The sequence below is a fragment of the Actinoallomurus sp. NBC_01490 genome (assembly GCF_036227085.1).
GTDB lineage: Bacteria > Actinomycetota > Actinomycetes > Streptosporangiales > Streptosporangiaceae > Actinoallomurus > Actinoallomurus oryzae.
Window position 1 is genome coordinate 4,739,704 of record NZ_CP109433.1, and the last position, 20,200, is coordinate 4,759,903.

At 70.4% G+C, this 20,200-nt stretch carries 19 protein-coding genes; 11 read left to right on the plus strand and 8 right to left on the minus strand.

Translation table 11 applies throughout. From position 1 onward, the window contains the following. Nucleotides 1-2: 2 nt before the first annotated feature. The 3 genes from OG417_RS22540 to OG417_RS22550 are packed head-to-tail and all read right to left on the minus strand — an operon-like array spanning nucleotide 3 to nucleotide 2,430. Complete coding sequence (locus OG417_RS22540; RefSeq protein ID WP_329259422.1) at nucleotides 3-674, minus strand: ABC transporter permease; 672 nt, start codon at nucleotides 672-674, stop codon at nucleotides 3-5. Further along, entirely contained in the window at nucleotides 674-1,396 is a 723-nt protein-coding gene (locus tag OG417_RS22545; protein WP_329259424.1) for an ABC transporter permease, read from the minus strand. Before OG417_RS22545 ends, OG417_RS22540 begins: the two co-directional genes overlap by 1 nt. Then, complete coding sequence (locus tag OG417_RS22550; protein ID WP_329259428.1) at nucleotides 1,393-2,430, minus strand: ABC transporter ATP-binding protein; 1,038 nt, start codon at nucleotides 2,428-2,430, stop codon at nucleotides 1,393-1,395. Before OG417_RS22550 ends, OG417_RS22545 begins: the two co-directional genes overlap by 4 nt. Before the next feature lie 384 nt (nucleotides 2,431-2,814). On the opposite strand from OG417_RS22550, the gene OG417_RS22555 reads away from it, so the two are divergent. Further along, nucleotides 2,815-3,999, plus strand: a complete 1,185-nt coding sequence (locus OG417_RS22555; protein ID WP_329259431.1) for an RNA-guided endonuclease InsQ/TnpB family protein — start codon at nucleotides 2,815-2,817, stop codon at nucleotides 3,997-3,999. 84 nt (nucleotides 4,000-4,083) lie between these two features. On the opposite strand, the gene OG417_RS22560 is transcribed toward OG417_RS22555, so the two are convergent. Continuing rightward, nucleotides 4,084-4,980: an ABC transporter substrate-binding protein gene (locus tag OG417_RS22560; RefSeq protein WP_329259433.1), complete on the minus strand. Its 897-nt coding sequence runs from the start codon at nucleotides 4,978-4,980 to the stop codon at nucleotides 4,084-4,086. Continuing rightward, entirely contained in the window at nucleotides 4,980-7,019 is a 2,040-nt protein-coding gene (locus tag OG417_RS22565) for a CocE/NonD family hydrolase (protein ID WP_329259435.1), read from the minus strand. The genes OG417_RS22560 and OG417_RS22565 overlap by 1 nt, the downstream gene beginning before the upstream one ends. A gap of 233 nt (nucleotides 7,020-7,252) precedes the next feature. On the opposite strand from OG417_RS22565, the gene OG417_RS22570 reads away from it, so the two are divergent. The 4 genes from OG417_RS22570 to OG417_RS22585 all read left to right on the plus strand — a co-directional run bounded on the left by OG417_RS22570 (nucleotide 7,253) and on the right by OG417_RS22585 (nucleotide 12,055). Continuing rightward, nucleotides 7,253-8,728: a glycoside hydrolase family 76 protein gene (locus OG417_RS22570; protein ID WP_329259437.1), complete on the plus strand. Its 1,476-nt coding sequence runs from the start codon at nucleotides 7,253-7,255 to the stop codon at nucleotides 8,726-8,728. A gap of 109 nt (nucleotides 8,729-8,837) precedes the next feature. Beyond that, entirely contained in the window at nucleotides 8,838-9,797 is a 960-nt protein-coding gene (locus OG417_RS22575; RefSeq protein ID WP_329259439.1) for a hypothetical protein, read from the plus strand. 138 nt (nucleotides 9,798-9,935) lie between these two features. Then, entirely contained in the window at nucleotides 9,936-11,093 is a 1,158-nt protein-coding gene (locus OG417_RS22580; protein WP_329259442.1) for an RNA-guided endonuclease InsQ/TnpB family protein, read from the plus strand. Nucleotides 11,094-11,248: 155 nt separating this feature from the next. Further along, nucleotides 11,249-12,055: an IclR family transcriptional regulator gene (locus OG417_RS22585; RefSeq protein ID WP_329259445.1), complete on the plus strand. Its 807-nt coding sequence runs from the start codon at nucleotides 11,249-11,251 to the stop codon at nucleotides 12,053-12,055. Here the strand turns inward: OG417_RS22585 and OG417_RS22590 are convergent. Genes OG417_RS22590 through OG417_RS22600 form a run of 3 tightly spaced genes read right to left on the minus strand, consistent with a single transcriptional unit; the run spans nucleotide 12,019 to nucleotide 14,383 of the window. After that, on the minus strand, nucleotides 12,019-12,837 hold the full coding sequence (locus OG417_RS22590; protein WP_329262466.1) for a hypothetical protein: 819 nt from the start codon (nucleotides 12,835-12,837) through the stop codon (nucleotides 12,019-12,021). The genes OG417_RS22585 and OG417_RS22590 overlap by 37 nt on opposite strands. After that, on the minus strand, nucleotides 12,831-13,088 hold the full coding sequence (locus OG417_RS22595; RefSeq protein ID WP_329263192.1) for a hypothetical protein: 258 nt from the start codon (nucleotides 13,086-13,088) through the stop codon (nucleotides 12,831-12,833). The genes OG417_RS22590 and OG417_RS22595 overlap by 7 nt, the downstream gene beginning before the upstream one ends. After that, entirely contained in the window at nucleotides 13,085-14,383 is a 1,299-nt protein-coding gene (locus OG417_RS22600; protein ID WP_329259448.1) for an MFS transporter, read from the minus strand. The genes OG417_RS22595 and OG417_RS22600 overlap by 4 nt, the downstream gene beginning before the upstream one ends. Before the next feature lie 275 nt (nucleotides 14,384-14,658). Here OG417_RS22600 and OG417_RS22605 point away from each other — a divergent pair, with 275 nt between their 5' ends. Genes OG417_RS22605 through OG417_RS22630 form a run of 6 tightly spaced genes read left to right on the plus strand, consistent with a single transcriptional unit; the run spans nucleotide 14,659 to nucleotide 19,806 of the window. After that, the gene (locus OG417_RS22605) at nucleotides 14,659-15,549 is read left to right on the plus strand and encodes a DUF6282 family protein (protein ID WP_329259451.1); all 891 of its coding nucleotides are present in this window, start codon (nucleotides 14,659-14,661) and stop codon (nucleotides 15,547-15,549) included. 19 nt (nucleotides 15,550-15,568) lie between these two features. After that, complete coding sequence (locus tag OG417_RS22610) at nucleotides 15,569-16,477, plus strand: hypothetical protein (RefSeq protein ID WP_329259454.1); 909 nt, start codon at nucleotides 15,569-15,571, stop codon at nucleotides 16,475-16,477. After that, nucleotides 16,474-17,253, plus strand: a complete 780-nt coding sequence (locus tag OG417_RS22615) for an HpcH/HpaI aldolase family protein (RefSeq protein ID WP_329259456.1) — start codon at nucleotides 16,474-16,476, stop codon at nucleotides 17,251-17,253. Before OG417_RS22610 ends, OG417_RS22615 begins: the two co-directional genes overlap by 4 nt. Beyond that, nucleotides 17,250-18,095: an LLM class flavin-dependent oxidoreductase gene (locus OG417_RS22620; protein ID WP_329259459.1), complete on the plus strand. Its 846-nt coding sequence runs from the start codon at nucleotides 17,250-17,252 to the stop codon at nucleotides 18,093-18,095. The genes OG417_RS22615 and OG417_RS22620 overlap by 4 nt, the downstream gene beginning before the upstream one ends. A 20-nt stretch (nucleotides 18,096-18,115) precedes the next feature. Further along, complete coding sequence (locus OG417_RS22625; protein WP_329259463.1) at nucleotides 18,116-19,051, plus strand: 3-keto-5-aminohexanoate cleavage protein; 936 nt, start codon at nucleotides 18,116-18,118, stop codon at nucleotides 19,049-19,051. Beyond that, nucleotides 19,048-19,806: an SDR family NAD(P)-dependent oxidoreductase gene (locus OG417_RS22630; RefSeq protein ID WP_329259466.1), complete on the plus strand. Its 759-nt coding sequence runs from the start codon at nucleotides 19,048-19,050 to the stop codon at nucleotides 19,804-19,806. The genes OG417_RS22625 and OG417_RS22630 overlap by 4 nt, the downstream gene beginning before the upstream one ends. Nucleotides 19,807-20,200 lie beyond the last annotated feature (394 nt).

Genomic DNA, 20,200 nt, shown 5'->3' on the forward strand with positions numbered 1-20,200 from the left:
GGTCAGTCCGGCGAGCCGCCGCCGTCGTCCAGGTGCCGGACTCCGCGCGGAGTGAGGAGCTTGCGCACCCCGCCGAGCAGCGCGTCCGCCACGAGGGCGAGCACCGCGACCCACAGAGCCGCCGCGATCACGCCGGAGAGGCCGTAGGCGACCTGGTTGAGGATGATGTCGCCCAGACCGCCGCCGCCGGCGACCGCGGCCAGCGTGGCGCTGGAGATGACGTACACCACCGCGATGCGGATACCGGTGAACAGCACGGGCAGCGCGAGGGGCAACTCGATGCGGAACAGGATCTGCCACGAGGTGAGACCCATGCCGCGAGCCGCCCGTACGAGGTCGGTGTCCACCTGCTCCACCGCGAGGTAGGCGTTGGTGAGGATGGGCGGCACCGCCATGATGACCAACGCGACGACGACGTTGGTGAACCCGATGCCGAGCAGGCCGAGGAAGATGGCGATGAGCGCGAGGCTGGGCAGTGCGCGTCCCACGTTGGAGACGCTGATCGCGATGAAGCCTCCCTTGCGCCGGTGACCGAGCCAGACGCCCAGCGGGGCGGCGATGACCAGCGCGACCGCGAACGCCGCCGCGGAGAGCACGAGATGGCTCCAGGCCTTGCCGAGCAGTAGACCGAGATGCCCGCCCATGAAGGTGAAGCTGTCGAGGAAGGTGTGCATCAGACGGCCCTCCGCGCGTGAGTCCACGGGGTGAGCACGCGGCCGACGAGGACGATCAGACCGTCCGCGGCGAGCGCGAGCGCGACGGCGAGGGCGCCGGCGGCCACGAACTGGGTGTTGAAGGGCGACTGCAGACCCTGCAGGATCGGCGACCCGAGCCCCTGGTCGATGATGAACGCCGCGATCTCGACCGTGCTGATCGTCGTGACGGTCGCGACGCGCAGGCCGCTGAGGATCGAGGGGATCGCCAGGGGGAGTTCGATCCGCAGCAGGATCTGCCGGCGGGTCAGCCCCATCCCCTCACCGACGCGCCGGACGTCGGGCGGCACCTCGCGAAGGCCGGTCAGGGTGTTCTTGAACAGCACCATGAGCGTGTAGGCGACCAGCGCGATCTCCACGGTGAGCACGGAGACGCCGGTGCCCGGCACGAGCAGTTCGAACAGCGCCAGCGGCGGGATCGTGTACAGGAACGCGGTGAACCCGCCGACCGGCCGTTCCAGCCAGCCCTTGAAGTGGGCCAGCAGGGCCGCCGCGAAGGCCAGGACGAAACCGATTCCCACCGCCATGACGGTGAGCCGCACGTGCTCGACCAGCGCGGGCCAGAACACGCTGTCCCAGTTGGCGGTGAACCAGTCGGCGCAGAAGAAGCCGTTGTCCTGGACGCAGCGGCTGACGTGCCCGAAGTCGGGGATCACCGGATGGGGTCCGGCGGCGAGGATCATGCGACCTCCCCGTCGGCCGGGCCGGCGTCCGGTCCGGCCCGGTGGTCCTCGTCCGGCGACGGCCGGCCGGCCTCCGCGCGGATGAGGTCGAGGGTCACGGTTCCGACGACGCGCCCGTCGCCGTCCGCGACGGGCAGCCGGTCCGCACTGGACGCCATCAGGGCGGACAGGGCCGTGTGGAGGGTCTCCGTGGCCGCGAGCGGCGCCGTGTCCGGTGCGGCGCCCGCGGGTTCCAGCGTGAGGTCGGCCAGACGCCGCAGGGTGAGTGCCTTCAGCCCCCGGTCGGCTCCGACGAAGCGGGCGACGAAGTCGTCGACGGGAGCGGTGAGAATCCGTTCGGGCGTGTCGTACTGCACCAGGTGGCCGCCCTCGCGGAAGATCGCGATGCGATCGCCCATCTTGACCGCCTCGTCCATGTCATGGCTGACGAAGAGGGTGGTCTTGCGGACCTGCTCGTGCAGCCGCAGGAACTCATCCTGAATGCGCTCGCGGGTGATCGGGTCGAGCGCGCCGAAGGGTTCGTCCATGAGCATCACCGGCGGGTCCGCGGCGAGCGCCCGGGCGATTCCGACCCGCTGACGCTGCCCGCCCGACAGCTGAGCCGGATAGCGGCCGCCGTACTCCCGGGGCGGGAGTCCGACGAGGTCGAGCAGTTCGCGCACGCGGTCGCGGACGCGGTCGCGCTTCCAGCCGAGGACCTGTGGCACGGTGGCCACGTTCTCCTCGATGGTCATGTGCGGGAACAGCCCGATCTGCTGGATGACGTAGCCGATGCGGCGGCGCAGGCCCGTGGCGTCCTGCTCGCCCACGCTGACGCCGTCGATGCGGATGTCACCCGAGGTCAGCTCGACCAGACGGTTGACCATGGTCAGAGCGGTCGTCTTGCCGCTGCCGGACGGGCCGAGCAGCACGCAGATCTCCCCGGCCGGTACCGTCATCGACAGCGCGTCCACGGCGGGGGCCGGGGCGCCCCGGTACACCTTGGTCGCCCGGTCGAAGACGATCTCGGCCGCGCTGTGCCCTTGGTTCGCCATCAGGTCCTCCGGAGTGGACTGTCGCCTTGGAGCGAGGGAAAAAACGGAAGAGGGAGGGCCGTCCAGGCACAAGCCGGAGCATGCGGTGATCTGTCAGGTCCACGCATCAGAAATTTCTGTTCCTAGTGTTGTCAATGAGCGCTGGCGTTTAATGATGGAGTGACTCGTCAGCTGCGTACCGCCCAGGCGCGGTGTACGCCTGCAGTACCACGTCGTGTAGTGACGGAAGTGCCGCCGCCCCCTGTCCGGGGCGGGCGAAGACACACCTGGAGGAGCTGATCCGTACCAGGCTGGACGAGTATCCGGCCACGGCTGGCGCAGTTTCACCGCAGACGGTGCAGCGCTGCGTCGAGACGTAGGATGAGGGGCCCAAAGCAGGTCACGGTGCGTAAGGCGTACAAGTTCCTGCTGCGCCCGACCCGGCATCAGCAGATCGCGCTCGTGGCTTGCCTGGAGGACCACCGTCAGCTGTACAACGCGGCGTTGGAACACAGGCGCACCGCCTACCGCAGGGCCGGGGTGACGGTCCGCTACGGCGATCAGTCCGGCGAGATGAAGCCCATCCGGGCCGAGGACCCGGACGGTCAGGGCCGGTGGTCGTTCTCTTCCCAGCAGGCTACGCTCCGCCGGTTGGACAAGGCGTTCACCGCATTCTTCACGCGGGTCCGCGAAGGCCGCACGCCGGGGTTCCCCCGTTTCAAGGGGCGGGGGTGGTTCGACACGGTGACCTGGCCTAAGGACGGCGACGGCTGCCGCTGGGATTCGCAGCCGGAGCATCCCACTGCCGCCTTCGTCCGCCTGCAAGGGATCGGGCACGTACGGGTCCATCGACACCGCCCTGTACGCGGTCGAGTGAAAACGATCAGCGTCAAGCGGGAGGGCTCCCGCTGGTATGTGGTCCTGTCGTGCCAGGACGTGCCCACCGATACTCTGCCCGCCACCGGCGCGGTCGTCGGACTGGACATGGGAATGGCGTCGCTGGTGACGACCAGCAGTGGCGAGCATATGGACAACCCGCGCCACCTGGCAGCGTCCGCCGAACGTCTCGCGAGGGCACAGCGGAACCTTGCCCGAAAGAAGTGCGGGTCGAAGCGCCGCCGTAAGGCGGTCGCGCGGGTGGCGGCGCTGCACGCGAAGGCGCGCCGTCAGCGCTTGGACGGCGCGCACAAGGCTGCGCTCGCCTTGGTCCGCGACTACGACCTGATCGTGCACGAGCACCTTCGGATCGCGAACATGACCCGCTCGGCGTCCGGCACGATCGAGGCCCCCGGCCGGAATGTCGCACAAAAGTCCGGCCTGAACCGGAGCATCCTGGACGCGGGTTGGGGGGTGTTCCTGACGATCCTGTCGCACAAGGCTGAAAGCGCCGGTCGAAAGCTGATCGCGGTGGACCCCGCCAACACCTCCCGCACGTGCGCCCGTTGCGGGCACTGTGCGACGGACAACCGCGTCACCCAAGCCGCCTTCGCCTGTATCGCATGCGGGCATACCGCGCATGCGGACGTCAACGCGGCGATCAACATCCTCAGGGCAGGGCTTGCTCTTCGCGACGCCGCGCAAGCGGCTTAGCGAGAAGCCGCTTCCTCCAGGGAGCGGAGGAGTCACCAGGTCCTCTCCGTTCGTGTATGTCGGCCGGCAGGCGCGAGACGCGGCTCACGTCAGGTGGTTGGCCGCGAGGAACCGGCGGGCCACCTCGGCCGGGCTGAGGCGCTTGATCGCGACGGCCTCGTTGAGCGCCTGCATCGCCGGCTCGGTGAGCAGCGCGTCGACCTGGTCGAGCGGCTCGGTCAGCCGGGTTCCGTACCGCTCGACCAGCTGCCGGCGGATGACCGGCGCCACGTTCTGGAAGCCGAACACGTGCTTGTCGTCCTCGAGAATCGTGAAGTCGTAGTGGCGCAGCTGCGGGTCGGTGGTGAACACGTCGGCGGCCTGCACCTTGCCGGTCTGCAACGCCGGGTACTGCAGGCCGATGTTCAGCGGCCGTACCTTCATCCGGTGCAGGCCGTAGGCCTTGACGATCGCGTCGTAGCCGAGCGGGCCGGTGATGTTGTCCGGATACTCGGCGTACGCGATGTCGCCGAGCCGTGCCAGGTCGGCGATGGTCCGCAGGTTGTGACGCCGGGCGTCCGCACTCCGCACGGCCACGGCGTTGCGGTTCTGGAAGGGCGTCGACGCGAGCAGGGTCAGCCCGCGGGTCTCCTCGAAGCGCTTGGCCGCCTCGTACGTGCCCTGCGCGGTGTCCGGCAGGTTCTGCGCGGTCGCCAGGCTCTGCAGGATCACGCCGGTGTACTCGGGGTACAGATCGAGCTCCCGGCTGCGTACGGCACGGTCGATGAGGGTGGCGCTGCCGACGTTGGACTTGAGGGCCACCCGGAACCCGCGGGCGGTCAGCACCTGCGCGTACAACTCGCCCATCACCCACGACTCGCTGAACTCCTTGGAGCCGATGGTGATCGCGGGCCCGCCGCCGGCCACCGACCAGGCGGAGGAGCCGACGGCGGCCCCGGCCGCGACGAGCAGCCCGCCCGTCAGAAAGGTCCGGCGCCTCATCAGACTCCCGTCCGCGGGATGACGGCGTTCCAGGTCCGGTGGAAGACGCGTTCGTCCCCCTCGTAGGCGGTGAGGCTGTTGCTCACCGAGAACGCCTCCGCGTCACCGCTCATCCGGCTGTAGGTGACGACCCGGGTGCGCCACTCACCGCGGCCGATCTCCTCGGTGCGCTCGCACTCCACGAGCGCCGACGCGGGGTCGCCCTCGGTCAGCGTGAACCGGTCGACCGCGTCCGCTCGCCGGTAGCCGCCGTCGGTGAGGTCGGTGAAGTGGCCGTCGTCCCCTCGCAGGGTGATCTCGATCCGGCCCGTCACGGGGTCGTGGTGGACCGTGCGCCCCGACGTGCCCGGCTCCTGCCGGAGCGGGGCGGGCGGGTCGGCGAGCGGCGGGCTGTACGGGCGCAGCCGCGCGTCCTCGGCCCGGCCGGGGCGTTCGGGCAGGTGCAGTGCTGAGGGCCCAGCGGGGAGCAGGGTCACGGTGACGGGTTCCGGCGAGGGCCACGCGAGCGGCCAGTACGCGGCCGACACCGAGACCCGGATCCGGTGGCCGGGGGCGAAGGCGTGCGCCGTCGCGATCATCGGCACCGTCACGTCGTACGCCCGGCCGGGTTCGAGCGGCCGGGACCGTTCGTGCCCGTCGCGGTGGGTGAGGTTGAGCAGTCCCCGTGTCACGAGCCGCGAGGAGCCGTCCGGCGCGACGTCGCACAGCCGTACGGCGAGGAGGGCGGCCGGCCGGTCGGCGCTGACCCGCAGGCCGGCCGAGGGCACGCCGAGGATCTCCACCCGCTCCGTCAGCGGGTCGGAGGTGAAGGTGTGGGACAGGCCGTCGTCGGCGCCCTGCGGGGAGAACTGCCCGGCGGCGTCGCCGAACTGCAGCCAGCTTCCTCCGTACGCGCCGACCGTGCGCGGGCTGGTGAGCGGGACCTCGGCGTCGCGTCGCGGGTCGGTGCGGGTTGCCGGGCCGAGGCTCTCGCCGGCGAGTGGGTACTCGCCCGTGGTGACGCGTGGTGACGGCCAGGAGTCCTCGGCGACCCAGCGTCCGGGCCGTTCGTCGGCGTCGGCTCCGGGTGCCGCCCATTCGGGCATCCAGGCGCGCAGCGCCGGCTCGTCCATCACGCCGGTGTCGCGGCCCCGCAGCCACTGGTCGAACCACCGGACGACCTCGGCGTGAAAGTCGATGGCCGGCCCCGGCAGGCCCTGGTGGGGGTAGGTGTGCGCCCACGGCCCGACAAGGCCGCGGGCGGGAGCGTCGAGCCCTTCGAGCAGGCGCAGCACGGCGCCGCAGTAGGAGTCGTACCAGCCGCCCACCGCGAAGACGGCCGCCTCGATCGCGCCGTAGTCCTCACAGACCGAGCCGTGCCTCCAGTACGCGTCGCGCTCCTGGTGGGCGAGCCACTCCTCGACGTAGGGCGGGGTGGCGTTCATTCGCCGCAGCCACTGCTCGCGCCAGCCGGCGCCGACGACCGCGGGGTCCGGTGGCCGCGCGTTGAAGGCGAGCATGGTCGAGGCCCACGGCAGCATCTCCGAGGCGATCAGCGCGCCACCGGTGTAGTGCACGTCCTCGGCGTAGCGGTCGTCGGTCGAACAGACGGTGACGATGGCCTTCAGCGCGGGCGGCCGCAGCGCGGCGATCTGCAGGCCGTTGAAGCCGCCCCACGACTTGCCGATCATTCCGACGTTCCCGTCGCACCACGGCTGCCTCGCCAGCCAGCCGATGACCTCGGCCCCGTCGGTGAGCTCCAGCGGGGCGTACTCGTCCTGCATCTGGCCGTCGGAGTCGCCGCTGCCCCGCAGGTCGACCCGCACGGAGACGTACCCGGCACGCGCGAAGTGCGCATGGAGGCTGTTGTCGCGTACGGCGGTGAAGTCGTTCTTGCGGTAGGGGATGTACTCGAGGACGGCCGGGCACGGCTCGCGTTCGGCGTGGGCCGGCATCCAGATGCGCGCGGCGAGGCGCGTGCCGTCCGCCAGCGGGATCCATACGTGGCGCAGGACCCGGACCGCAGGTGCGTTGTCCGCCGTGGCACTCGAGTTCGACACCTACCGGATCCTCCATCGGCCAAGGGGACAGATCTGCAATATCGGCGTATCTTGCCAGGAGTCTTTGGTCTGACCCAAATTGGGGGTTCGACGGGGATGTGCAGCTCAGGGTGGCGTCCTGCCCGGATCGCGAGCTTCTGGCATGCCGTCGGGGCCCCGGACGCCGGCGCGCGCGGCAGGCGGGCGCCGCTTTCGGCCATTGACTTGACGAATTCTGTCGTCAATAGTCAGTCATGCCGTCATTGCTCTTCCTGCGGAGCAGGTCCCTCGTCCGGTTCCTCTGCCTGCTTCCGGCCGTCGCGCTCCTGGTGACCGTCGCGGTTCCCGCGCGGGCCGCCGCTTCCGTCTGCGACAAGTACTGCGACGGCCGCGACCCCGCGCTGGCCGCCGGCGACCGTACGCCCGTCCAGGCGACCATCTACTCGCGGCGGATCGTCGTGCATTTCGACGACGCCGACGACATGGCCTGGGGGAGCATCGACAACGGCAGTCCGGGCGACGAGGTGTGGCTGGACCGTTCGTTCGACGGCGGCCGGAGCTGGAGCCAGGGCAGCAGGCTCGGCGACACGACCGTCCCGAGCGGCGGGCGTGGCTGGCGCACCCTCATGTACAACGTCGACGACTGGAACAACCGGGGCGTCGGCGCTGTCCGCGCCTGCGGAAAGGCCGGCGACCGCGCCGAGATCGCCTGCACACCGTGGGCGCGTACGACCTGGAACGCCGGAACCCGCTCGACCGCCGCGGCGACCGCGCTGATGGAGTTCTACGACAACGGCACGGGCCTGTGGGCCACGACCGGCTGGTGGAACTCCGCGAACGCGCTGACCGCGATCATCGACAACGTCCGGGTCAGCGGGATGGGCAGCTACAAGTACGCGGTCGCCACGACGTACGACGCCAACCTCTCCGCGCAGGGCGGGCAGTTCCGCAACGACTACCTGGACGACACCGGCTGGTGGGGGCTGGCCTGGGTGGACGCCTACGACCTGACCGGCGACGCCCGCTACCTGAACACCGCCCGCGCCGACGCGGACTGGATGACCTCCTACACCGACTCGGTCTGCGGAGGCGGCGTCTACTGGCGCACCCAGCGCGACTACAAGAACGCCATCGCCAACGAGCTGTACCTGCAGCTGACCGCCGCCCTGCACAACCGCATCCCCGGCGACACCGCCTACCTGAACCTGGCGAAGAAGGAGTGGTCCTGGTTCAAGGCCTCCGGAATGATCAACTCCGCCCAGCTGATCAACGACGGCCTGGACCTGTCGACGTGCGGGAACAACGGGCAGCCCGTCTACTCCTACAACCAGGGCGTCATCCTGAACGGCCTCACCGAGCTGTACCGGGCCACCGGCGACTCCGGCGTGCTCACCTCCGCCCGCGCGCTCGCCGACGCCTCCACGACCGACCCGACGTTGAACCCGAACGGCATCCTCGCCGACCCGGGCGAGCCCCAGTCGAGCGGCGGAGCCGACGGGCCGTCGTTCAAGGGCGTGTACGCGCGTGGGCTGGCCGCGCTCGACAGGGCGCTCGGCGACCACCCGTACACCGCGTACCTGAAGCGGCAGGCGGATGTGGCCTACGCCCACGACCGCGACCCGCTCGACCAGTACGGATACCACTGGGCGGGCCCGCTGGACTCCACCGACGCCGCCCGCCAGCAGAGCGCCGCCGACCTGATGAACGCCACGGCCACCGCCGGCACGTAACGAGGGGCTCGCGGCCGGTGCGCCGGAACCGCCGCGGTGATCCAGGAGTCCAAGGACCGGAACCCAGGAGTCCGAGCGCTGCATCGGTCACATCCCGGCGAAGTGGGGCATGCGACATGATCCGCTCGGCGTACGGTCGTCCGCGTCACGCGGCGTCCCCGGCAGCCGGATAGGAGAGTTCGTGGTCTACGGAGCACCGCCACCTGAGGGGTCCACTCCCGGAGGACCGCCGTTCCCCCCGCCCGGCGGCCCGGGCGGTCCGGCCGGTCCAGCCGGTCCGGTCGGCGGCGGGTACGGCGGACCGCCGGGGTTCCCGCCTCCGATGCCGCCGCCGCGCCGTGGCCGGGGTCCGCTGATCGCCGTGGTCGCGGTGGTCGCCGTCCTGGTGATCGTCGGCGCGGTCGTCATCGTCCTCACCGCCGGCGGCGGCGGCGAGCACCCGACCGCGGCCCGTACGCCCGCACCGCCGCCGTCACCGACTCCCAGCCCCACCGCGACGCCGACGCTGGACAACCGGTACCCGCCGACCGTGCCGGGCTGGCGGGTGATCGTGGCCTCCCAGAGCAACGGCCTGTCGTACGACGTGCCCGCCGACTGGAAGGACAACGGCGAGGGCAGCATGATCGGCCTGGACGACGGCACCGGCAAAGGCGTCCCCGAGACCGCCGTCGACTACAGCGCGGAGTCCAAGAAGGGCGAGTGCAGGCTCGGCGGGGCGGGCTTCCGCGCGTCGGACGTGGACAGGGTCAGAGACTCCGTACTCCAGGGCGCCCGCCGGTGGGCGAAGGCCGCCGCGCGCGAGCAGGGCTCCGCGCGGCAGAGCATCGGCACCCCGCAGAAGATGAAGCTCAAGAGCGGCGGCTGGGTCGATCAGATCACCGCCCGCGTCACGATGGCACCGGACAAGGACAACTGCGGTTCGACGGGCACGACCATCCACATCGTCGGCCTGCCGACAGATGGCGACGGCTCTCTCCTCTTCGTCCTCTACGTCCACACCGGCCAGCACGGCGCCCTCAGCGACGCCGACATGGACAAGGTCGTCCACAGCGTCCGTCTCGCCAAGTGACCTCCGCGGACGGTGCGCCTGAACCGGTGCTGGGGCGCGGGAGACCAAATGCGTGCGCAGGGGTGCGACGTTTGTGGCCGCCGTGGTTATCGGTAATCCCACGTCGTGTAACGTAAAAGAACGCTACGGTTACCTTCTGTGAAGATCGTGGTGCAGGTAAAGCTCATGCCGGATGCCGGGCAGGCGCTGGCGCTTGAGCGGACCCTGCACGTGGTCAACGAGGCGGCGAACTGGGTATCGGTCGTGGCGTTCGAGCGCGGTGTGCCGCACGTGTACGAGCTGCGCAAGCACACCTATGCGGAGTTGAAGTCGCGGGGCCTGGGGGCGCAGGCCGCCCAGCATGTCATCAAGAAGGTCCGTGACGCCTACACCGCGTTGAAGGCGAACATTCGCGCGGGGAATCTCGGCAGGCCGGGCTCTCGTCGTCGCGTCAAGGCGGAGACGAAGCCGATTGTGTTCCGTCCTGAGGCCGCGCAGCCGTATGACGACCGGTGTTTGTCGTGGCGGTACGACGCCGGGACCGTGTCGGTGTGGACCGTCGAGGGCCGGGTGAAGAACGTCCGGTTCGCGTGCTCGGCGGGTGCGCTCAAGGCGCTGCAGGAGCACCGGCAGGGTGAATCGGACCTGATTCGGCGTGATGGGGTGTTCTATCTGATCGCCACGTGTGAGGTGCCCGAGGCCGAGCGGTATGAGCCCGGGCGGTTCATCGGTGTGGATCTGGGCATTGCCGCCATCGCGACCACTTCGACCGGCTACCAGGCGGCCGGGCGGGGACTCAACCGGCATCGCAGGCGGCAGTTCGAACTGCGCCGCAAGCTTCAGAAGAAGCGCACCAAGTCCGCCAAGCGGCTGCTGAAGAAGCGCAGCCGTAGGGAAAAGCGCCATGCCGCTAACCAGAACCACATCATCGCCAAGACGATCGTGACCGAGGCTGAACGCACCTCATCCGGGATCGCCCTGGAGAACCTGAAGGGAATCCGGCAGAGGGTACGGCTCCGCAAGCCCCAACGGGTCGCGCTGCATTCTTGGGCGTTCGCCCAGCTCGCAGACTTCATCGTCTACAAGGCCCGGCGGGCCGGTGTGCCCGTGGTCTTCGTCGATCCGGCCTACACCTCACAACAGTGCAGCGAGTGCGGCCACATCGACGACAAGAACCGGGTCAGCCAATCGGTGTTCTGCTGCCGGAACTGCGGGGTCGTTGCCCACGCGGACCGCAACGCCTCCCGCAACATCGCCCGCAAGGGCGAGGCTGTGTGGACCGCGGGGCGTGAGTCACGCGTCCCTGCCACCCCATAGCGGTGTCTGGACGGAGGAGCCCACCCGGCAGCCAGCCGGGAGCTACCTCCAAGCCCGGCCCTTCAGGGCCGAGTCAAGTTGACGTAGCCTGACACGCGTGTTCACTTGGTGAACACGCCCGCCAGGCTCTCTACGATCGTCCGCCGGAGGCTCCCGTGACCAAACCGACGAGGTCGCCGGACGCTGCCCGCGCGGACCGCGGCGACCAGGCGGACATCCAGGCGGTGAGCCGGGTCAGCCAGATCCTGTCGCTGTTCGACCCGGCCACGCCGGAGGTGACCGCCGGCGAGGTCGCCGAGCGGCTCAGCCTCAACCGCACGACCGCGTACCGCTACTGCACGTCACTCGTCGCCGCCGGTCTGCTCGAACGCAGCGCCGAGGGCGGCTACGTGCCCGGCGGGCTGCTGCTGCAGCTGGGGGCCTTCGCCATCGGCCGCCGCCGTGTCGTCAACCTCGCTCCGCGCCACATGCAGGCGCTCTCGCGCGCCACGCAGACCAGTGTGGTGCTCAGTCTCTGGGGCCTCACCGGCCCGGTGGTCTCCCGGGTCGAGGAGAACGTCTCCACCGCCGTCATCGTGTCCGTACGGGTCGGCAGCCACCTGCCACTGGACACGGCGCAGAGCAAGATCTTCCTCGCCTACCACGTCGACCAGCTGTCCATGGAACGGCTGACGGCGAACCTTCCCGGCCCGGCGCGGGACGAGCTCCGCGCCGACGTCGAACGCGTCCGCGCCGTCGGCCACTGCTCCGCGATGAGCACCCCGGGCGTCGTCGCCGTGGCGGCGCCCGTCTTCGACGAGTACGGCATCTGCGCCACCATCGCCATCGTCGGCCCGGACAACACCCTGTCGATGTCCGACGACGCTCCCGAGCTACGGATCGTCGTCGACACCGCGCGGGAGCTCACCCGCGAACTCGGCGGCCACTACCGGCCCGACGACCTCGACCAGCGCGCGGTGTAGGGCAGCCACGCGGGCGACCGCATCGGCGGGACGTCGGCGTACTCGCGCGCTCCGGCGAGCGCGCTGCCGACGAACTCCTCCAGGCCGCCACCGCGGGTCGTGGCGCGTTGCCGCAGATGCGCGTCGGCCCCGGCGACCAGCTCCGCGAGCACCGCGGGTCCGCCGGTCCACAGCGCGGTGACGACCTCGACGGCGCGAGCGCCCGAAGCGAGGAACCGCAGCACGTCGGTCGCGGTGCGCGCGCCGTTGGTCCCGATCAGGGGCACGCCGGGGCCGAGCGCCGTACGCGCCTTGCTCACCCAGTACAGGCTCATCGGCAGGCACGCCGGCGATCCCCACGCGCCCCAGAAGCCGAGGACCGCGCCGCCGTCGAGGTCGGGCAGGAAGCCCGGGTAACGCCCGACCAGCCCGACGGCGTCCGCGCCGGCCGACCGGGCGGCACGGGCGAGCGCGACGACGTCGGACGCCTGCCCGGGCAGCTTGACGAACAGCGGTGCGTCGACGGCGTCGCGTACGACCCGCACGGCGTCGTGCACCGCGTCCGCCTCGGTCAGCCGGCGCACGGCGGGTGCCTCGCGGCCGTGCGGTGCGCCGACGTTGAGCTCGACGGCGGGCACCACGCCCGCCATCAGGCGACCGATACGCGCGGCCGCGACGGGGTCGGCCAGGGTGATGCTGCCGATCACCGGGCAACCGCGCGGCGCACCGTGCCGGGCGGCGGCGGCCAGTACCGCGAGCCAGTCGTCCAGGTCCACCTGCGCGAGCCCGGAGCGGTTCAGCAGGCCGTCGCCGCGCCGCGCCGCGCCGCGCCCGCGGGCCGTACCCGCCCGGCGCCGGAGACGAACGCGTAGTCCGCGATGTCCAGCCGGCGCCGGGCGGCGGCGCTCTCGTTCACCGACTTGGCCACCACCGCGCCGGCGCCCGCGTCGACGCAGGCGATCAGCCCGTCGAGCGTCATGGTCAGCTCGGACGAACCGACCCACACCGGATTGGCGGTGACCAGGCCGCCGACCGTCGTCTCCAGAAGGGTCAAGACAGCGCCGGGATCGTGTCGTCGTCGGTCATGTCCACGTCCTTGGTCTCCGGGCCGAGGAAGCCGCCGAGGCTGATCAGCGCGCCGGCGAGCGCGATCAGGACGGCCGGGGCGAGATGCGCCGAGACGACTCCGTCGAACTGCCGCAGATAGAACTGGTAGAACGCCGGCGCGATGAGCGCGAGGCTGTAACCGACGCCGTACCCGGTCGAACGGATGCTCGCCGGGAACCGCTCGGTCAGGTACGCGGCGATCGGACCGAACGTGCCGACGGTGAAGACGCCGATCAGGACGGCCCAGCCGAGCGCCGCGCCGAAGCCACCGCCGGAGACCATCAGCAGCGAGTAGGAACCGGCGCCGATCACCAGGACCGACAGCCCGTAGCCGATGTAGAACCGCCGCCGCCCGATGCGCTGGGACAGCATGCCGAAGAGGGGATAGGCCAGTGCGGCGGCCGCGTTGATCACGAGCATGGTCAGCGTGACCTGCTTGCTCGACAGCAGAAGGTGCGCCTTCAGCTGCGCGGGTATCACGGCGGCCTCCATGTTGGTCGCGAGCCACGTGCCGGTCATCAGCACGAACACCTGCGCCAGCGCCTTCGGGTACCGCACCAGCAGCCGTACGAACGGCAGCTTGTGCCGCTCGCCGGTCAGCTCCGCCGGGGGCTCGTGCACCTGCTTGAGGTAGAAGCGGAACAACAGGGCCGACAGCAGCGCGCCGACCAGGAACGGCACCCGCCAGCCCCACTGCACGTAGGAGCTGTGCAGCCCGGCGGAGGGCAGCAGCTGCAGCATCAGCAATGTGATCGCGGCGATGACGACGTACGCGCCGGGGGAGGTCGAGGTGATGATCGAGGCGTAGAGGCCGCGCTTGTGCCGTGGGCTCCACTCCATCGCCAGCGGCACCGCGGTCGTGTACTCGCCGCCGAGGAAGATCCCGTCGACGAACCGCAGCGCGATCAGCAGGCCGACCGACCACGTCCCGATCGTCTCGTGGCCCGGCAGGCAGGCGGTCGCCAGGGTGATGGTGCCGAAGCCGCCGACCGCGACCAGCGTCGTGCGCTTGCGCCCGACCGTGTCGGCGAAGTGACCGAAGATCAGCGCGCCGAGCGGGCGGCCGATGAGCGTCGAGGCGAACACCAGCGACGACAACAGGGCCGTCGTGCTCGCGCTCAGAGACGCCGACTGGAAGTAGACCGTCGCCGGGGCCAGCACGACGATCGGCAGGTAGATGTCGAACTGGTCGACGAAGTAGGCGAGCGCGCCGCCGCGTACCGCGGCGCGCACCTTGGCCATGTCCGGACCGTGTGACGGGTGGGGGCGAGCGTCGTCCGATGCCGCGGAATGCGGCACTGCTGCGTGTGACGGTGTGGACATCGGCGTCTCCGAGGTCTGCGGCTGGCTACCCGCGGTTCCTCAGCCACCACGATCGGTGTCATCCGAACCGCATGTTCACGAAGTGAACTCTTAGCACCGTAAGGGTGTGATCTTTGCAACACAAGACCGAAGTAGGGGTTGACTTGGGTCCTATAGTGAACAGTGACTTCACAATGCGAACGAAAGGCGGTCTTATGACGCAGCGCCCCGCTATCGCCTCGGTCCTGGACGGTCTGGTCGACATGCACGTCCACTCCGGCCCCAGTCCGTTCCCCCGCCGCTTCGACCACGTGGAGGCCGCGCAGGACGGAGCCCGGATCGGGATGCGCGCCATGGTCGCCAAGTCCCACCACCACAACACCCAGATGGACATCCTGGCGATGAAGGGACGCTTCGCCGACGTCGCCGCCACCGCCTACGGCGGCATCGCGCTCAACAGCACCGTCGGCGGCCTCAACGTGCACGCCGTGCGCATGTGCCTGCGCATGGGCGGCAAGGTCGTCTGGTTCCCGACCATCTCCTCGGGCCGGCACATCGAGTGCCACCCCGAGGACGGGGCGTTCCCGACCACGACCGTGCCCCTGACCCTGGAGCGCATCGACATCGTCGACGAGGACGGCGGGCTGAAGCCCGAGGTGATCGAGATCCTCGACGAGATCAAGGAGCAGGAGGCCGTCGTCAACGGCGGCCACATGTATCCCGACTACATCCGCACGCTGTTCCAGGCCGCGAACGAGCGCGGCATGACGCGGATGGTCGTCAGCCACCCCGACTTCGTGATCGGTGCCGACCCCGACCTGTGCCGCGAGCTCACCGAACTCGGCGCGTTCGTCGAGCACGAGATCGGCATGTACGACCCCGAGGGCACCCAGAAGTGGGACCCGAGGAAGCTGCTGACCTGGATCGAGACGCTCGGCCCCGAGCACACGGTGCTGGCCTCGGACTTCGGGCAGGCGGCCAACCCCAAGCCGGTGGACGCGTGGATGCGGGTGGCCGGGGCGCTGCTCGACCTCGGCCTGGCGGAGAAGGACCTGCGGCGCATGGTCCGCGACAACCCGACCTACCTGCTCAACCTCGACGCCTGAGCGAAAGGACATCACCACCGTGTACGAGAAGGACGACCCCCGTTCGTCGCTCGCGACGGCGACCGCGCCGCGACCGGACAGCGGTGCCGCGATCGCGGCCCCGCAGTACTTCGACTTCCGCCGCCTCGCGTCGCCGGACGCCGACACGCCGGACGAACGCACCGTGGCAGTCCGTGGCCAGAACGTCATCCTCGTGCGCACCGAGGCACGCGCCGGCGACGAACTCGACAACGGGACGCTCGACGGCGAGCTCGCCGTGGTGGTCACCGGAGACTCTCCCGCCTTCTCGGTGATCGTCGACGGCGGCACCATGCTGATCGACGCACCCGGGCTCGTCGTGGTGCCGCCCGGCGCCTCGCGGATCAGCGTGCACGGCGACGGCCCGCTGATCCGCCTGGTCGAGGCCACCGAGCCCGCCTGGCGCGACCGGGCCGCCAACGCCGGCGCGTACGCGGAGGACCACCCGCGCGTGGCGTTGCTCCAGCGGTGGCCGGAACCTCCCGGCGGGCCGGCGGTGCGGTACTACCGGCTCGCCGACGTGCCGGACGACCCGGCGCGGTTCGGCCGCATCTTCCGCACCCGCTCGTTCATGGTCAACTTCCTGCCCGAGGTCACCGGCCCGCGCGACCCGCACAAGCTCTCACCGCACACGCACGACGACTTCGAGCAGCTGTCCCTGGCCGTGCAGGGGGAGTACGTCCACCACATCCGCACGCCGTGGCTGAGCGACAGCACCGGGTGGCGCGAGGACGATCACGTACGGCTCGGCAGCCCGTCCGTCGCGATCATCCCGCCGCCCACCGTGCACACCTCCGCGGCGAGCGACCCCGGCGTGAACCAGCTGATCGACATCTTCAGTCCCCCGCGTACGGACTTCTCCGAGAAGCCGGGCTGGGTGCTCAACGCCGACGACTACCCGATGCCATGACGACTCCACGACGTACGGGTGCCGGGCTGTTCGCGCCGGACCGTGACACCACACCCCTCGGCACCTGGCTGAAGCTCACCTCGGGCGAGCCGGTGGAGATCATGGCGTTCGCCGGGTTCGACTTCGTCGTGATCGACCTGGAGCACGCGCCGCTCGATCTGCAGACGGCGTACCGGCTGATCAACTCGGCCACGGCGCTGGGCATGGTGCCTCTCGTACGGGTGCCGGACACGACGGCGTCGACGATCCAGAAGATCCTCGACGCGGGCGCCATGGGCATCCTCGTGCCGCACGTCGACACGGTCCAGCAGGCCGCCGCGGTGGGACAGGCGTGCCGGTTCCCGCCCCACGGCATCCGCGGCGCCGGCGGCACCAGCCGCGCCGGAGCGTGGGGGCTGCGCCCGAACGCCGACTACCTCGCCACCGGAAACGACGACGTGCTGTGCATCCCGCAGCTCGAGAGCGTCGAGGCGATCAAGGCCGCACCGGAGATTCTCGCCCTCGACTCCATCGACGCGGTGTTCGTCGGCGCCGCCGATCTCTCGATGTCGATGGGCTCCACGCCGGCCTCGCCCGACGTGCTCGAACTGATCGGTTCGGCGCTCGACGCCGCGCACGCCGCCGGCAAGCGATGCGGGCTCGCGTTCGGCGGCGTACCCGAGCGGGCCGCGCGGGCGGTACGCGACGGTTGCGACTTCGTCCTGCTCAGCAACGACACGTCGATGCTGGCGGAGGCCGCGCGTGGGCTGGTCACGGCGTTCCGGGAAGCAGAGTGACGCTGCCCCTGCCGTCCAGCGCGCTGTCGATCGCCGAGCTGGACGACCTCGACCACGGGGGAGTGGTGCGCTTCGTACGCGTGCTGGAGGAGAGCGGCCACCGCATGGTCTGGATCCCCGAGGTCGCCGGGCGCGAAGCGTTCACGACCGCGGCCCTCGTGCTCGGCTCGACGCAACGGATGATCGCCGGCAACGGCGTCGCCCGCGCGCTCGAACGCGTACCGAAGTCCGCCGCGTCGGCGGCGCAGGACCTCGCGGCCGGCCACCCCGGGCGCTACGTGCTCGGCCTCGGAGTCAGCGGCGCGGTCCGCGAGCGCGGCGTCGGCCCGCTGCCGTTCCTGCGCGACTACCTCGACGGGATCGACGCGACGCTCGCGCGCCGTGGCGGCACCGTACCGCGAGTCCTCGGCGCGTACTCGCCCGGGATCACCCGCTTGGCCGCCGAGCGCGCCGACGGGCTGATCACGTTCCTCGTCACGCCGGAGCACACCCGCTGGGCGCGCGAGACGATCGGCCCGGACCTGTTCCTGTCGGTCGTCCAGTGGGCGGTGGTCGGCCGCGACCGTGCCACGGCCCGCGACGTCGCGCGCCGGCGTCTCGCCTACTACCTGACACTGCCGCACCAGATCGCCAAGCTGACGCGGCTCGGGTTCACCGAGGCCGACCTCGCACCGCCGGGATCCGACCGGCTCATCGACGCCCTCGTCGCCTGCGGTACACCGGAGCAGGTGCGCCAGGCGCTGCGCGAGCAGTACGACGCGGGCGCCACCCAGGTGGCGGTCAGCCTCGTCGGGCCGCTCGACGAGGCGAAGCTCGACGCCTACCGGGCGCTCGCACCGTAACCCAGGGAGAGGACGAACCGATGAGAGTGGCTGAGAAGGTCATCATCACCACCGCGGTGACGGGCTCGGTGAACGTGCCGTCCCAGAGCCCGTACCTGCCGCTGTCCGCCGGGCAGGTGACCGAGGCGGCCCTGGAGGCGATCGAGGCCGGCTCGGCCATCGTGCACCTGCACGCCCGGCAGCCGGACGGCCGGCCGACGCCCTCGCCCGAGGTCTTCGAGGAGATCATCGAGCCCATCACCGCGAACACCGACGCCGTCATCAACATCACCACCGGCGGCTCGTCCGCGATGACGATGGAGCAGCGACTGGCCGCCGCCGTACGACTCAGGCCCGAGCTCGCGTCGATGAACATGGGCACGATGAACTTCGTGTCCGCGGGGATCGCCGACAAGGTGTCCGAGTGGCGGTACGACTGGGAGAAGCCGTACGTCCTGAACACCTACTCCCATCCGTTCGTCAACACCTTCGACCGGATCGAGCACGCCCTGCGGACACTGGGGGAGTTCGGCACCCGGTTCGAGTACGAGTGCTACGACATCGGGCATTTGTACTCACTCGCCTACTTCGTCGACAAGGGCCTGGCCAAGCCGCCGCTGCTGATCCAGGGCGTGTTCGGCGTCCTCGGCGGCATCGGCGCCGACCACGAGAACCTGGAGCACATGGTGCGGATCGCCGACAAGCTCTTCGGCGACGACTACTCCTTCTCCGCGTTCGCCGCCGGCCGCGACCAGCTGAGCTTCGGCACCCACAGCGCATGGCTCGGCGGCCACGTGCGGGTGGGCCTCGAAGACAGCCTGTGGATCGGCAAGGGGCGCCTCGCGGAGAGCAACGCCCAGCAGGTCAGGAAGATCCGGGCCGTCATCGAGGACCTCGGAAAACAGATCGCCACACCCGCCGATGCCCGCGCGATGCTCGCGCTCCGCGGCACCCGGGACACGGAAAGGACCTCATGAGCACATCACCGCTGGCCGGCAAGGTCATCGTCCTCGTCGGAGCCAGTACGGGCATCGGCGTCGACGCCGCGCGCGTCCTCGCCGAGGACGGCGCCGCCCTCATGCTCGTCGCGCGCCGCGAGGAACCGCTCGCCAAGCTCACGGCGGAGCTCACCGCGGCGGGACACGACGTGGCGTACACGACGGGCGACGTCGCGAAGCCGTCGGACGTCGCCCGGTTCGTCGACGCGACCGTCGCACGGTTCGGCCGCCTCGACGGCGCGTACAACAACGCCGCGATGGGCGGGGCCGGGCGTCTCGACGCCGTCTCCGAGGAGGACTTCGACCGGATCATGGCCGTCAACGTGAAGGGCACGTGGCTGTGCATCCGCGAAGAGGTGCGCGTCATGGAGCGCCAGGGCTTCGGCTCGATCGTCAACGTGAGCAGCATCGGCGGCCTCCGCGGCAGCTCCGGCATGGGCGCCTACCAGGCCACCAAGCACGCGGTCATCGGCCTGACCCGCACGGCCGCCCACGACTTCGGCCCGCTCGGCATCCGCGTGAACGTGATAGCCCCCGGCCCGACCGAGACCCCGATGCTCGCCGAACTGCGCCGTACGATCCCCGGCGGCGTGGAGGCCCGGATCGCCGCCACCCCGCTGCGCAAGGTGGGCACGGGGGCGGAGGTCGGAGCGACCGCGGCGTTCCTGCTGAGCGACCGGGCGAGCCACATCAGCGGCGTCGTCCTGCCGGTCGACGGAGGCTTCCTCGCCTGAGCACTCTTAGCAGCGGGCAGCAACGGCTGCTTGGTCGCGGAACACGCGCCGCCTCACATTTCAGCCTGCTATCTCGTCCCAGTGGTGAGGGCGGATTCGCCACAGGGACGGATGGGAGGTGAGACGAAATGGACAACACTCAGAACTGGGTTCCCAAGAATTGGATCCCCCGCTGACCAGGCGGATCGTTGAAAAGTTAATCTCAGTTGCCATGCCCTGAGATTCGATGCCGGTCCGGGGGAGGGCTTCGATGCCTGTATACAAACCCTCGGGCCGGCCGGTGAGCCATGCGCCGGGACGACCTCAGACGCCGTTGCGACCTGCGCAGTGCACCGGCGCGAGGGCGCGGGAAAGCGAGCATTCTTTACATGGCGGCAGATTCCTCTTCGCCCAC